At 45.9% G+C, this 15,269-nt stretch carries 10 protein-coding genes; 4 read left to right on the top strand and 6 right to left on the bottom strand.

Features of this window, described 5'->3' with window-relative positions; all coding sequences use genetic code 11:
- The first annotated feature begins 79 nt into the window (after positions 1-79).
- Together helD and AB6D93_RS17905 are read left to right on the top strand one after the other, a co-directional pair.
- Positions 80-2,155, top strand: coding sequence for a DNA helicase IV (gene helD, locus AB6D93_RS17910; protein ID WP_102332912.1), 2,076 nt, complete (start codon positions 80-82; stop codon positions 2,153-2,155).
- Between the two features lie 87 nt (positions 2,156-2,242).
- A complete protein-coding gene (locus AB6D93_RS17905; protein ID WP_017071128.1) occupies positions 2,243-2,593 on the top strand; it encodes a VOC family protein in 351 nt (116 codons plus the stop codon).
- A gap of 120 nt (positions 2,594-2,713) precedes the next feature.
- Here the strand turns inward: AB6D93_RS17905 and AB6D93_RS17900 are convergent, their stop codons facing one another.
- Both AB6D93_RS17900 and torT read right to left on the bottom strand, forming a co-directional pair.
- A complete protein-coding gene (locus AB6D93_RS17900; protein ID WP_017064778.1) occupies positions 2,714-3,169 on the bottom strand; it encodes a methylglyoxal synthase in 456 nt (151 codons plus the stop codon).
- 60 nt (positions 3,170-3,229) lie between these two features.
- Positions 3,230-4,258, bottom strand: coding sequence for a TMAO reductase system periplasmic protein TorT (gene torT, locus AB6D93_RS17895; protein WP_102332911.1), 1,029 nt, complete (start codon positions 4,256-4,258; stop codon positions 3,230-3,232).
- 92 nt (positions 4,259-4,350) lie between these two features.
- On the opposite strand from torT, the gene torS reads away from it, so the two are divergent.
- Positions 4,351-7,356 carry a TMAO reductase system sensor histidine kinase/response regulator TorS gene (gene torS / locus AB6D93_RS17890; protein WP_102332910.1) on the top strand — a complete coding sequence of 1,002 codons (3,006 nt, stop codon included), beginning with the start codon at positions 4,351-4,353 and terminating at the stop codon, positions 7,354-7,356.
- Positions 7,357-7,491: 135 nt separating this feature from the next.
- Here the strand turns inward: torS and AB6D93_RS17885 are convergent, their stop codons facing one another.
- The 3 genes from AB6D93_RS17885 to AB6D93_RS17875 are packed head-to-tail and all read right to left on the bottom strand — an operon-like array spanning position 7,492 to position 11,532.
- A complete protein-coding gene (locus AB6D93_RS17885) occupies positions 7,492-9,072 on the bottom strand; it encodes a hydantoinase/oxoprolinase N-terminal domain-containing protein (RefSeq protein ID WP_017064777.1) in 1,581 nt (526 codons plus the stop codon).
- Between the two features lie 4 nt (positions 9,073-9,076).
- Positions 9,077-10,201: a DUF917 domain-containing protein gene (locus tag AB6D93_RS17880; protein WP_102332909.1), complete on the bottom strand. Its 1,125-nt coding sequence runs from the start codon at positions 10,199-10,201 to the stop codon at positions 9,077-9,079.
- 5 nt (positions 10,202-10,206) lie between these two features.
- A complete protein-coding gene (locus AB6D93_RS17875) occupies positions 10,207-11,532 on the bottom strand; it encodes a cytosine permease (protein WP_017064775.1) in 1,326 nt (441 codons plus the stop codon).
- Between the two features lie 93 nt (positions 11,533-11,625).
- On the opposite strand from AB6D93_RS17875, the gene AB6D93_RS17870 reads away from it, so the two are divergent.
- Positions 11,626-12,564, top strand: coding sequence for a LysR family transcriptional regulator (locus tag AB6D93_RS17870; protein WP_017071124.1), 939 nt, complete (start codon positions 11,626-11,628; stop codon positions 12,562-12,564).
- A gap of 101 nt (positions 12,565-12,665) precedes the next feature.
- On the opposite strand, the gene AB6D93_RS17865 is transcribed toward AB6D93_RS17870, so the two are convergent.
- Complete coding sequence (locus tag AB6D93_RS17865; protein WP_017064773.1) at positions 12,666-15,020, bottom strand: fatty acid cis/trans isomerase; 2,355 nt, start codon at positions 15,018-15,020, stop codon at positions 12,666-12,668.
- Between the last annotated feature and the right edge of the window lie 249 nt (positions 15,021-15,269).

The raw sequence follows: 15,269 nt of genomic DNA, 5'->3' as shown, positions 1-15,269 counted from the left end.
GTCGATAAGATATGAGATATTATTAATTCTCATTGCATCATGATATAAATTCAATATTCCCAATTAAGAGCACACTCCAATGCAGCTAAGCGCTAACAAGACTGCACAGTTTTTTATTCAAAATGAATATCATCAGGTTGAACTTGATGGTCCACGCTTGCTGTTATCTTCAGTAGGCAGTGAAGAGCGTATCCCATTTACTATTTGGAGTGGCAAGATCGCGATAAAGCGCGGATTGTTCTGGGGATCGCTACAATTTTTTGCTAATCAACAAGATGGAACACAGCGCAGTTGGTTAGTACAAGGCTTACCTTGGGATCAATGCCGTCAATTTGCACGCGCGTCAGTTAGTGCTTATCAGAAGTGGCACGACACTCAATGTGAACAATTGGCTGAACACGTACCTCAGTGGGAAGCTGAATTAACACGTCTTGAGCAATTACCAGCCTTTCTACCGCATTCTAAGGTCAACACTTGGGTTGATATGGTCAACTCAGGCTTAGAGAGTATGACAATGACGCTAGAAGAGGCCGCACAACGCATGCCAAACCGCATCGCAAGAATGCAGCCATGGTTATCTGAAACGGAAATCAAGCAAGCTGAAAGAAACCAGCAATGGCTAGAGACCGAGCGAAAAAACTGGGAAGTGTTGTTTGCGCAATGTGAGTCGTCACCACTGAACTTATCGCAGCAATATGCGGTGTTGATGAATGATGATCACAACCTTATTTTAGCGGGTGCAGGCTCGGGTAAAACCAGTGTTCTAACGGCTCGCGTCGCGTATTTACTGCAAAGCCATCAAGCTCAAGCTGAAGAGTTGCTATTGCTCGCTTTTGGTCGTGAAGCGGCAGAAGAGATGAAGCAACGTCTCGACAGCAAAATTGGTTTATCAGCAGAGAAGGTGCAAGTCAGCACTTTCCACCAGTTGGGTTTAAAGATACTGAATCAAGTTGAACCCGAACGTGTGGTTATTTCTCCTTTAGCGCTCGATGACAACCAACGCCAAGCATGGTGCATTGATTGGTTGAAGAAGCACTGGATGACACCGACCAACTTTAAACGTTGGCAAAAGCATTTGTCTAAATGGCCAATCGCTTATTTAACCGGTGACGATGAGCTTGGTAGCCACGTTTCAAACCTCAAATTGATCGGTTGGCTTGAAAAGCAGCTAGAACAGTTGAATGCGTCGGGTTTAACCAAAAAAGAAGTACAGCAACAGCTGATTGATCACCGAGACTATGCGCGCCTCAACAGCGAGCTTTCACTGTGTTGGCCATGTGTAACCGCGTGGCAAAAGGAGTTGAAAGAACAGAATCATATCGACTTCTCAATCATGATCAGCCGAGCGACTCAGTATGTCGAGAAGGGCAAGTTTATCTCACCTTGGAAGTTCATCATGATCGATGAATACCAAGATATCTCACCTGATCGTCTTGCCTTGGTTGAAGCACTGTGTAATCAGTCTAAAGCCGAGCATCAAGCCTCTATTTTTGCAGTAGGCGATGACTGGCAGTCGATTTACCAGTTTGCAGGTGCGGATGTGGATTTGACCACGGGCTTTAAGGATCGTTTTGAAAGCTCGACCATTCATCACCTAGATACGACTTACCGCTTTAACAATCAGTTAGGTGCGGTGGCTAATCGCTTTGTACAAGAAAACCCAATTCAGATTCCGAAAGAACTGAACAGCTTCAAGCAACAGAAGCAGAAGGCGGTGTACAGTGCGCCAAGTAAAGAAGTTGAGAAGATTCTTGATCAACTGAACCGTCAATCCAAAGGCAAAACCAATAAATTGGTGCTGCTACTTGGACGTAATCATTACCACAAGCCAGAGTTGTTGGAAGACTGGAAGAAGATCTTCACTTCCATTGATATCAAGTTCATGACTTGCCACGGCAGTAAAGGTAAAGAGGCGGACTTTGTCATTATTCTTTGTGTTGACGAAGGACAGTTCCCGACCAAGAAGAAACAGCTGCATATTGATGGCGCATTGACTGAATCATCAGACGCGTTCCCTTATGCTGAAGAGCGTCGTTTATTCTATGTAGCAATGACGCGGGCAAAAGAGAAAGTATGGATCACGCACAGTGGCGACGGCTCTGGCTTTGTGCAGGAGCTGCATGGTTCTGATTACCCAGTTGTTCGTAAAAAGTGATGTTACTTGACTTGATTGTCTAAGATTAGATCTTCAATCCCTGCCCTAATATCACAAGTCAGACGCATAAAGCATAAGGAATTTGCTATGGAACACGGCTCTATTAACTACATTGAATTTGCTGCGAAAGACATCGCCGCAACTAAGGCATTTTTCAGTCAAGTGTTTGGTTGGAGCTTTGAAGACTATGGCCCTGAGTATTCTGCGTTTGAAGGCAAAGGCTTAATGGGCGGCTTCTATTTGGCGGATCTGGCGTCGAATACGGATAATGGCGCGGCGCTGATGGTTTTTTATAGCCAAGATCTTGAGCAAACCGAGCGCGATGTAATTGATGCTGGTGGTCAGATAAACCGTGAGATCTTTAGCTTTCCCGGCGGCAGACGTTTCCATTTCAGAGAGCCAAGTGGCAACGAGATGGCAGTGTGGAGCGATAAATAGAGAGACTCTCGCACTGTTTTATGATTGAACTGTTTAATGTCTGAAAACGAGACATAAAAAAGCCTGCGATAAAATGCAGGCTTTTTAGTCTGTTCAGTAGAGAGCACATTTAACGTGCGATTACGTGCGCTCAGCTAGGTACGCTTCGTAGTCTGGGATCTCGATGATTACTTCTTCTTCAAGCAGTGAAGAGTTAAACAAGAAATTAGCGGTAGCGCGGTTAGTGGCCACAGGAATGTTCCAAACACTTGCGATACGAAGCAGTGCTTTTACGTCTGGGTCGTGTGGTACAGCATTAAGCGGATCCCAGAAGAAAATCAGCATATCGATTTTGCCTTCAGAGATAAGCGCGCCAAGTTGTTGGTCGCCGCCCATTGGGCCGCTGATCATGCTCTTGATTGCTAAGCCTGTCTCTTTACTGAGTAGAGAACCAGTCGTGCCCGTTGCGTAAAGGAAGTGCTTTTGTAGTTTTTCTTTGTTCTCTTTGACCCATCTTAGTAGCTCAGGTTTGAAGTGGTCATGAGCGACCAAAGCGATATGCTTGTGTGTTGGCATAGTGCGCGTTGTTTTTTGCATGAATGTTCCCTAAATTGTTGTTTCGTTTTTATTGTTTTGAGTTCTTCAGCCAATATAGCACTATGGATTCACACTGAATACCGGACGAAACTCAGAAGGTGACAATGAGTCGGCGATAATTTGATCTTTGAGAGTTGCAGGTGTCAGCGCTTCGATAATCGGTGCGCTGTGTTGCTCGTAAGGTTGACCGCGTAAGTAACTCGTGGCTTGTTTTACCGACAAGCGACCTTGCTCAACCATTTTATCTGTTGGCGCAAAAAGTACCTTGTTACGGAGTAAACCACGGTAGGTTCCGTGACTTAGGTAACTTGAGATTAACCCAATATCTTCGGTTTTATCGGCCGCTCGTAGCTCACTGATCGCTGCTTCAATCGCGACGGCACTTCCGACTATATATTGGATATCAGGTTCTTCTATCACCTGCTGTACTAGATTTCTTTGAAGTTCTTTATCGTTATCTGCCCAATAGCTGATCGCAATTTTGATATCACTCGACTTGATCGCATCATAAAACCCCAGTGCTACAGGCTTAGTGCCGCCACTCGCTTGTGGGCCAAGTAACAGGGCGATAGGTGTTTCGCCTGATCCTTTCGGGTGTCGTTTCGACAAAAAATCTCCGACTTGGTATCCCATTTGGTACCAATCGACACCGACCGTACCTTTTAATACCTTCTGTTGTTCTTCATTGACGGTTAACTCATTTACCGTAGCAAACACAGGCGTCGAGCCAACCCAATCGCTGAGATTGTCATGATACGCATCGGGTGAAACCGTACCTAAAATAATGGCATCGGCTCCCCATTGCGTGCAAAGCACCAGTTGCGAGGCTTGTTTGGCCACGTTGGGGTAACCGCCAGCTTCCAATACTCTTAGCTCAACTTGCTGCTTTTCTGCTTCAGAGATCATTCCATAGTTTACCGACAACCAATAAGAGTCTTTGAGGTGCGGATAAATGGCACAGATTTTCTCTTTTTGTGATGTGGCATTGGCGGGCTTTATTGGGCTCAAAGGCTCACTAGCACCTGCGACAGTAGTTACTGAGGCCAGTAGTGAGAGAAGAATTATTGAAGCGAAAGGTCTAGATAGCATGAATTGCCGTTTTGTTGGTTTTAGATAAGAAACACTGCAAAATATAGCGTATTCTGCATGGGTAAAGAAGAACGTTTTAAGGTTTAGAGTTTATGTTGTTAGCTTCAGCGAGTATTGGACGCAAGCTGCTGGCCTCATTCTTAGTGATGGCACTGTTGGTTCTATTGTCTGCATTGATCGGTGTTTCTGGTTTTAGCTTTGTAGCCAAAACGGAAAGAAACGTCGTTGATTCGGCGCTTCCTGCCATGATCGAAGCTCGTCAGGTTTCTGAGTTGAGTAACCGTATTATTTCGTCAGTACAAACACTTTCTAATGCGAGAAACGAGGCCGAAAGAAAAGAGGCTGGCACCGTACTGTTTGACCAACTTGAGTCGCTTCTTCAACATATCAAAGAGCTTGGTGTCGACAGTTTCGATTCTCAGCTCCTCAATAAACTCGAAAACAATGTTCAAAGCGTTATTAACACACTGGCTGAGTTGGGTGTGTCGGTTGAGCGTAAGCTTTGGTTAAGCAAAGAGTTGTCGTCTCGTGTCGAAGAGATGCGCCTATTGGCCGAAGAGCTAGAGCAGTTGACGCGAACCCAAGTTTTGAACACGGCTACCATTGCGGTTGCTAACGTCACGCATATCTATGACCTGCTAGAAACCAAAGAAACGGATAAAGCCTACCAAGCCTTAGATGCGCTTGTAGAGGTTGACCTTGATTTGTCTGAGCGCCTACACGAATTGCATTTGCTGGCGTTCAAAATGCTTAACCAAATTGAAGAAACGCAAACCGTTACCAACGTAGAGCGTATTCATCAAATCCAATCAGAATTTGAATCCAACCTAAGAATCATGGCGCGCCGCGTTAAAGCGGTCGAAGATCCTACTCGTTCAGCGCAGATGTCTCAGCTTCTAGAAGAGCTCAGAAAACGCCAAGTCGTGTTCGATATTTCATTAGAACAATATGAGAACACCAAAAAGTCAGAGTTTCTGATGCAAAATACGTTGGAGCTGTTCTCTCAGCTGAATACAACGGTTAACCAACTGGTTGATGATTCAAACCGCAGTACCAAAAAAGCGGTTGATGAGCTGACCAGCACGTTGAATTTGGCTCAATGGTCACTGTCTGTGATTTCGGTTATTGGTTTGGTTATCGTTGCATTTATCGTGTGGCGAGTGGTGTATATCTCGGTTGTTAAACGTCTTACTGAATACTCATCGGCCTTGATGTCTATCGCACAAGGTCGCCTGAATATTGATATCTCGGTAAAGGGTAATGATGAGCTGGCTCATATGGGCGAGGCGATCATCACTGCCAGAAACACCGCGCAGGCGCTACAAGTGGTTGCGGTGGGTGAAGCAAAGGCGAAACGCGAACTTGAAGAGCACAAAGAACACTTAGAAGAGTTGGTCACAGACCGAACCTACCAGCTGCAAAAGACCAATGAGAAGCTGAACATCGAGGTAGGGAACCACGCTAAGGCTCGTAACGCCGCAGAACAAGCAAGCCGCGCAAAATCCGCTTTCCTTGCGACGATGAGTCATGAAATACGAACGCCGATGAACGGTGTATTAGGTACTGCAAGATTGCTCAAAGATACCGGGTTAGACCCGCTGCAATCCGGCTATGCAGACATCATTAACCGCAGCGGTAAGAACCTACTCGCGATTTTGAATGACGTGTTGGATTACTCAAAGATTGAAGCAGGGCATTTAGAAATCCGCACTGCTTCGTTTGATCTTCATCAGATGGTTCAAGATACCTACCAATTGATGGAAGGGCGTGCCGCTGAGAAGAAGCTGAACTTTGATTTCCATATTGAAAGTGATGTGCAACGCTATTGGCGTGGTGACGTAACGCGAATCAGCCAAATCTTGAATAATTTGGTCGGTAACGCGATTAAGTTTACGGAAAGTGGCTCGGTCGATATCTTTATCAGCTTAGATATCGAAGATGAAAATCGAGTGATGTTTGAAGTGTCAGATACAGGTGTCGGTATTGATGCTAGCGAACAAGCTTGTCTGTTTGATGCCTTTACCCAAACCGATAGCGGTCGCAACAAAACCGGCGGCACAGGGCTTGGATTAGCGATCAGTAAAAGCATCATGTTGGCAATGAACGGGGATATTGGCGTTCATTCTGAAGAAGGCGAGGGTAGCCAGTTTTGGTTCTCACTGCCACTTGAAGCCGGTGAGAAGATAGAAACGAAAGTACCGGTCATTGAAGCGTGTATTCGAGCTAAAGTATTTCTGATTGAAGATAACCCCGTAAACTGCATCGTTGCTGAAGGCTTCTTGCATAACTTGGGGCACGAGGTTGTGATTGCGACAACCGGACAAGAAGCGAGAGCCATATTCAGTGAGCAAGAGTTCGATATTGCGCTGGTGGACATTAACTTACCCGACTGCGATGGCGTCGAGTTAATTCAACAACTCAAAGACGATGCGCTTCAGCATAAAAGTGAAGAAGACGTAATTCGAAAAGTACCCCCAATGATCGCAGTATCGGCTCATGTGTTTAACGAAGAAGTGGAAAGCTATTTGTCGTCTGGCTTTGATGGATTCTTACCTAAGCCGTTAGAGAAGGAAGCATTATCGGAATTGATTGTTGAGCAGTTGGACGGTCACACGCTGTTGCTGCCTCAGCCGGATCCGTCAGATGGTGTTTGCTGTCAGCTAAACTCTAAACCTCAGGAAACCGAGCTAGACTTATCAGCATTGGCATTTGCAAGCTCGACACAACGAGCAAACCAAGACGCGGAACATAATCAAGGAGAACCGATTGTGCAGATGATTAACCCTAAGATTATCAAAGACGACTTGGCCATTCTCGGTCGAGAAAAAATAGTGCAGATTGTTGGGTTGTTTGACCAAAGCAGCCAAGTCACTCTCGATGAACTGATTGTGGCAAGTGCCGCTGACAACGCTCGTGAAATTAAGTCTTTAGCTCATAAACTGAAAGGGTCTGCCGGCAGCCTAGGATTATCTGCACTGTTTGCTTTATGCCAGAGCATTGAAGCGAGCGAGGATCCATTACTTCAATATCGCGATAATGCAGACTCATTACCTGAATTGGTGAAAGACTCGTTAGCAGCGCTCCGAGAGCAACTATAGAGTGGCTATTGGGCGGAAAGCCCCAAAATAAGAACAGAAAACAAAAAGCAGGCTATTTCTCCGTTTTAATATGAAGAAGTGACCTGCTTTTTTATTGTCGAATAAGAATCTAAGTAAGGCTTTCAAGGAACGGCTCTAAGCCATCTTGATATGTCCAGCAGCTTTGATCTTAACGTGAACCATATTGCCTTGTAGGTAGCTTAATGGAATCTCGCTGCGTTCAATGATCGCGACATTATCGCTGCATGCGCCAGCTTCAATCGCCAGTTGCTTTGATTGCGCTTCCAAGCCCTTTAAGGTCTCTTCACGTGATGCTGGGTCAATCGGTACGATCTTATCGAATTGACCTGATATTTCACCCAACGCAACACCAATCGCATTAGCCACTTCAAAGTGCTCAGGACGAACCACTTGGCTCACACCTTCAAAATGATCTGGGAATAGGGCACTACCACCACCAACCATGATTACGGGTACACTCGCCGCAGAGGTCTTCATCTTATCGATGCCTTCTTCAACATCCGTGACCATTTGTTGATAAATCTTGCTTGCTTGTTCGGCTGAAACACCAATCTCATCACTCAGTTGATGTTCTGCCTGCCACTGCATTTGTCCTGTTTTGAGTGCAATATCGGTGAGCGTAAGTTCATCACCACCAAAGCTACGCGCCGTTTGCGTCAAGGTATGGCCAACACTTTCTGGGCCTAGCTCTATACGCTGCTGTTCAAAGCGAACCTTGGTACCACCACCAATGGCTAACGCCAAAATATCAGGCATACGGAAGTTGGTTCTCACTTCACCGATTTCTACTGCTAAGCTCGATTCTCTTGGGTAGCCGTGAGTCAGTACGCCGATATCAGACGTAGTGCCGCCCACATCGACCACAATCGCGTCTTTTAACTTAGTTAAGTGACTCGCTCCACGAATCGAGTTTGTTGGCCCACAAGCCACGGTAAGAATCGGGTACATCAATGCGAACTGCTGTGACATCAGTGTTCCGTCGTTCTGACCGAAATAAGGCGTGGTGTGGATTTCATGATTGATGAGTGCACTGCAAAAGCCGTCAACGAATCGTTTTGCTGTCCCTTGCAGAGCCGCATTGAGGATAGTGGCGTTCTCACGCTCTAAAAGCCCTAAACTGCCCACTTTATGGGATAACGATAGGTTCACGCCCGGAAGTTCTTGTTGAATCCATTCTGCTGCTTGAAGCTCCTGGTCGCCGTTGACGGGAGAGAACACTCCGCAGATAGCAATGGAATCCACTTGGCCTTTCATTTTCTGGCAAAGCTCGCGGATCTCAGACTCTTGAATGTCGGCAATCAACTGGCCGTCATATTCATAGCCGCCGTGTGCTTGGTAGAAGTGCTGACCAAGCAGGTTTTGCCACGCTTCACTCCAACCACAAAGGGGCGGGACGCTATCACCACTGGGAAGCGCTAAGCGAATCATGCCGACTCTGTCTAAGCCTTTTCGTTCAACGATTGCGTTGGTGCATTGAGTCGTGCCAAGCATCGCGTGTTTCACTTGCTGACCATCAATGTTTGCTTGGTTTAATAGCGCAGAAATCGCGTTGTCGATCCCTGTTGAAACATCATGTGTGGTTGCGGTTTTTACTTTGGCAATCACATTTAAGTCTGCGTCGAGCAGCACACCGTCGGTATTGGTGCCACCTACGTCAATGCCCAAACGGCAGTAATCAAGCGTAATGTTTGTCATGCGACTACCTCTTCAATGCAGACTTTAGTTGTTCAATGGTTTGATACTCGACGGTGTAGCCAAAGTAACCCGGGCCCGCGACTTCAATACCTTTGTCAGTGCGCCATTTGGGGTCGCAAGGGTAAGCGATAAGGTCGATGCGCTGCCCGTAACGAAGTTGTTCGGTTGTGATTGGCTTACCCGTTTCATGATCCAAGATCGAAATAAGATCCGGTGTTGATGCCAGCAGGTTATCTTGGCTCATGTCTGCGCGGCTTGTACCTTTGTGCGCGAGAAGTAATTCGTTTTGGAACTGCACAAACACGTTATCGACGCCGGTATCTTCAAACTGAGCCAGCTTTTCAATCACGACACCACCTGTTGCAAAACCACCATCGGTTTCACGTTGAATATCAACAATCTTGCCACTGATGATGGTATGGCCGCCGACAATGTCTAATACGGCCTGTGTGCCACTTTTATTGTTGTCGTTCGCCAGTCTAATCGCTTCACCAATCTTCATTGCTTGGGTCAGTGTTGCAGGCAGTGCGCTGCGTTTTAGGTTCTTACCGTTCATTGGGTAATCGCACATTGCTGCAGAGCCGCCCATCTGCTCGGTAATTGGCCTCGCAAACTTTTCAGACCAAATACCGTCAATCGGATAAAGCGTGACGATATTGCCACGCTCATCGGCCAATGTGTTCGGTGCCGAAGGGAGACCATCAAGAAAGAAGGTCACCATCTGAGCTTCTGGGAACGCACGTCCCATCGCATCACAATCGATCACAGGAATGTTCTTTTGTGCTGCAACGAGAATTGGAATCAATGAATTGAAGCCGCCTACTTCGATAGGAAACGTTGCCGCTACTTCAGTGCCGAGCGCTTTTTCCATCGCTTCGAAAGCAATCAACATTTGACCTTTCGAATTGAGTTTCTCTACTGCGACTGTTGGTGCGCCAATCATTGAAGAGGGCACTGTCATCCAATCGTCTTGCACGTCTTCTAAAGGAATCATGCGTACAGGGTGCTTTGCCGTTGCAATGGCTACTTTCGCCATCAAGGCACCGCTGTATGGGTCACCGCCGCCGCCAGTACCTAATACCGTCGCACCCAGCGCGATATCATCAATCATTTGTTCAGTAATAATCACAACTACTATTCCTTATCACTTGAAGGAGAAAGCTTCATTAGGGCGAGGTAAATCACACCAGCGGCAAGAATGCCGTCTAACGCCGAGATGCTGGTGAACGAAAACAGGTTGAAAAACTCTGGTGCAGTACAAGCGCTGAATGCAGTACCAAATGCCCAAGAAGCCAAGCCTTTAAACATCCAAGCTGGAACTTGTTGGATGTTCTCAAAGCTCATTTTTGTCGAATCTAAAACATAATATTGAACGATGTAGACACCCGCAGCAGGCGCAATGGTTACGCTGAGTAGCATTAAGAAGTCGGTAAACTTGTTCACCATGCCGAGTTGAGCAATGCCAATGCCGACGATGGTCATGATCACAACCAGAACAGGGCGCGGAATCTTAGGTAGAACCATCGACATGCATAAGCCGCCAGAGGTCAGGTTGCTACTGTTGGTGGTCCATTGTGCGAATACCAGTACTATAATGGCCGCCATGCCTAAACCTAGGGTGAAGAAGACTTCGACTAGGTCGTCGGTGCCGGTCATTTTGGTCAAGATCAATGCGATAAGAATGATGGCACTGTTGCCGACGAGGAAACCGATACCCGCTCCTAAAATCGCATCACGGCGTGTTTTGGCGTAGCGAGCAATATCAGGTGCAGCAACCGCAGCTAGAATCCAGATAGACATAACAAAAGAGATGGCTTGGCCAAGCGTCAAAGGATCTTCAATCGATGGCGCTGCGCCACCTTGATAATCAGCAGCCATAAACAAACCGATGGTAATCAACGTCACCATCAATGGAACAGAATAGGTACTGAGTTTGCCTAAAGCACGAACGCCATAGATAGCCGTCATCATCATTAACACACTGCCGCCAATAAGAGCGGTGAGGTGTGAAATTATGATGTCGTATTTCGCCAGTGCATCGACCATGATGAAAGCGAAGAAATCAGCCTGGAATGCGAACCAGCCGACTAATGAGATGCCGTTGATGAAGCCAAGAATTTTACCGCCGTTACGGCCAAATACCGCGCTGCTCACCAGCGGGGTAGACACGCCAGCTTGAAAGCCAATGTTGGCACACAGCATCGCGATGATCGCCAATAAGCCTGAACCAATAAACGTGGCAAGCAGTGCGTCTTCAAAACCAATACCGCTGCTTAGAATCGAGCCGAGAAACAGTCCCGAAATGTCGATGCCGATTGCCAACCAAATAAGGCTGATGACCCACCAAGATCGTTTGGCCTTCTCGGGAACGGGTTCCAACTCGAAGTCATCTATCTTTTTGTGGCTGTGTGTTGCTTCGGGTTTATTCACGTAAGCTTCTGCCGCCATAGTGCCATCCATGCATTGTTATTCCATAAGTGTGAATAAAGCATACTGATGTATTTATTGTTAATAAATGAATATAATCAGATGTAAACATAACAAAAAACAAATGTGAGTGGCAAAGTGAATCCAAACAATAAGTTAGATAAAAGAGACCTACGTAGATTAGAGCTTTTTTGTGAAATTGTTGAACAAGGAGGCATCAATCAGGCGGTCGCAAGCACTGGGATTAGTCAACCAGTGCTAAGTAATCAGCTTATTGCCTTGGAAAAAAGCTTAGAATTAACATTATGCCAACGTGGTCGACGTGGTTTTAAGCTGACTCATGAAGGTGAGCAAGTGTATAAATATGCGAACCAACTAAAATCGACCTTAACCGACTTCGCTTATAAGTTACGAGGTGTACAGACGGAACTCTCTGGGCATGTGCGAATTGGATGTTTGGATAACACCGTCACTTTGCCTTATAACCCACTTCCCAAAGCGATCGAGACGTTTTACCAACGCAGTAACAGTGTTGAGGTGAGTGTTGATGTCGGGGATTTCACCCAGTTGAATGAGAAGTTAGCAAAGAACCAGATTGATATGATGATAGTGGTTCTAGGGTCACATCAAAAATCAGCGTTTCAACATAAATACCCACTGTTTGAAGAGCACAGTTATCTGTATGCGCGTAAGGATCTGGCTGAGAAGATCATGGACAAGGATTTCTCATTGGATGGCTGTCGTATCAACATGGGCGGCTATGCCAAAGATGAGATGTTCCGATTACTGAATATTGAGCAGTACGATTCCGTAAAGCCTTTTGATGGCTGGCATGTCGAGTCGGGTGTAATTTTAACCTTGGCGGGCACACACCTGAGTTTTTTACCGTCTCATTTAATCGACCGTGGCCATTATGACCAAGCCTTGATTCCGCTTCAGCCCGAGAAGTGGAGCCTTAAGAGTCAGTTTTATGTGGTGTTGAAGCAACCTGTAGATTCCCTTTCCCCCGCCGCGCGTGCGTTTTTTGATGAGCTACACCAACCGGAAGCATCGGATTCAATATAGAGAACTCGTCGCTTCTCAATAGCACTTAAGATACTTTCTCATATACAAAAAATCCTCTGCCAAGACAGAGGATTTTTGCTTTTATGCTTTATGAGTGAAAACTAACGGTTCTCGAAGCGGTTGTAATCCAACAATCCGAACTCGATCGGTTGGTCTTGTTGATACCAACGATGCACGCGATCACTGAATGGCCAGAACTCGCTAGAACTGCGTCGTACCGCAAACTTATCTAGCAGCGCCACGTAGTCTTCTTCAGTGCTTAAGTTTTGCAGCGTTTTAACCAGAGTAGGAATCTCGCTCTCGGTTAATGATAGGTAAGCCGCAGGGTAGCTACCGACAACGCCTCGTACGAGGGTAAGGTCATCATTGGCGTAATCACGGTTACCTTCTTCATTAAACAAGCTAGAAATGTTGCTGTGCGCGTTATTGTGAATCATGGTGAACAGTTGCTCTTCGCCGTTTTCGCCTTCAATCATGATCATCACTAATTGAGGCACATGACGCAGGCCTTCGCCCTTTATCAAATTCACTTGGTTAAGCAGTGCTTCATTCTTCCTACCAAAACCTGTTTCAACAATCTCAAAGCGATTATCGAGAACAGGTGCGAGCTTATCTTTGATCATATCAAGCAGTTCGTGTTTCGGATCCGCCGTTTTGTAAACCACGCTGGTCGGCTGATCAAAAGGTGCAATGTTTCGCTGCAAATAGTCACTCAGTTGTGCGCTTTGGTTCTGGTACCAACTAGAGTGTTCAATGTGACGAACGTCTTTAGGAAGAAGGCTTAAGAAGTTACTCTCACCTTCAAGACGCAAGAAGTCCATGAACATGCGTGTAATCAGCTGGTGGCCAAAGTTGCCGTAAACATCGAAGCCTGCAACGAGAAGATAATGAATACGCTCTAGAAGAGCATAATCAAGAATCCACGCAGTCTTAGGTTGCGTGCCAACTAACCCTTGTACAACAGAGGCGCTATCGAAGTGCCTAAAGACGGTGAGAGCAGCATTCGGGTTGATGCCATCGCCATCCCAAATGATGCCAGTGTCTAGGTGGACGCCACTCTCGAACCATTGGTTAGTGAAGTCTGATTTCGCGTTTAGGTATTGCGCTTGTTGCTTTGCGTATCTTACCCAGTTGGTCACAGGTACGGTGTTACTTTTTAGTTCGCTAGGTAGCTTTAAATTTTTCTTTTGACTTGCGTAGAAGGCGTTGATTTCCGGAACATCGGCTTTCTCTGGGTCGATGAAGAAAACCCAAAAACGGTCGTTAATTACGTTCAAGGCAAGTTGACCACGACACACAGGTCCTTTGATGTAGGCCATGATGGTGTTTTGCGCGTTATCTAACATGAAGTTGAAGCGCGAGTTTACTGGCAGCGCTTCAAATGATGTCATTGGGTTTGCTGAAACATCGATGTCGTAACTAGGTAGTTGTTTTACTTCGTAATTTACGTCGACAAACCAGGTATTCCACTTTTGTAGACGCTCTTTATTAAGTGCGAAAGGCATGTGCGTTTTGTCGACGATAGTGCCTTGTTCTGGAATCAGACGGTAGTAAACACTGTCTACTTTTGGATCGTCATAAGGGCGACGAGTCGTGATGCGTTGTACCGCTTCACCTGGTGGTGTTGCAGAGCGAACAACAGTAAAGAAACGCGTTGGTTGAGCTAAATCAGAAAAATAGACATGAGATAAAAACAGGTGCTCGTAGATATAACGTGCTGAAAGTTGACTCTTATTGTCGCTCTTGTTTAAAAAGCTTTCGTAGACATTAACGAGCTCTTGTTCTGCATCAGTCAATGGAATGTGGTCGTTCATTAACGCGCCATTTTCCAACCAACTCATTAAAGTCGCGTATTCGGTTTTGTCTAAGTTTGGCATCCCATAAGGCATTCCCCAAGTTGGGTAATCTCTCTCGTATTGAGCGTATTCTTCAATGGTTGGGCACTGTTGGTCGCGATCGATTGAAAAGTCGAAACCTTCAAGCTGGGTTTGATCGGGCAGAGGGTGATTCTCTTTCTGGATCAACATACGAGAAACAAGACCAGCATCGAGGTTAGCCGTTGAGTTCTGCATACGCTCATTGAGGACAGGATGAAAATCCGCATCGCGCCACTCTTGCGTGGTTAACGCATCTTCAAACAAGCGAGTAGGGGCTGATGCCGTTAAGCGGGTGCCTTGATAAACGAGTGCCTTGCTCGCGCCTCGGTCTATACCTTCCACTGAAGACATTTTGAGTTGGCAAGGGGCGTCATAACAAGCGTGACAAACCACGCATCGGTTATCAATGATGGGCTTTACTTCGTCAATGAAGTGCTGCGCTTGAGCTGAAAGAATAGGTGCTTGGCGATCGCGTACTTGTTGTTCACCAAACAGTTCGTCGAAGTTTAAACCCGCGTAGACGGCACAACCTGAGAAGACGCTAACAAAAGCTAAAATGAAGAGTTTTTTTAAATTCATACGTATTTAAATATTAGGCATTTTCTATAATTATATCGAAAATGATTGAAAATGCTCATGTTCTAACAATTTTGTAGACAAGATCTTGATGGGACGAGTGACTTGTCGATGCGCGTTACTCGCTTGTGATCAGAAATTGGAGTTTAGACTTAGCTAGATTTAAGTCCCAAGAGCTAAAAGCTAGCAGTTAAGAGTTAAGAGTTAAGAGTTAAGAGTTAAGAGTTAAGAGTTAAGAGTTAAGAGTTAAGA

The sequence above is a fragment of the Vibrio sp. 10N.247.310.23 genome (assembly GCF_041467155.1).
GTDB lineage: Bacteria > Pseudomonadota > Gammaproteobacteria > Enterobacterales > Vibrionaceae > Vibrio > Vibrio crassostreae_C.
This window is presented reverse-complemented; position numbering and strand designations above follow the sequence as displayed.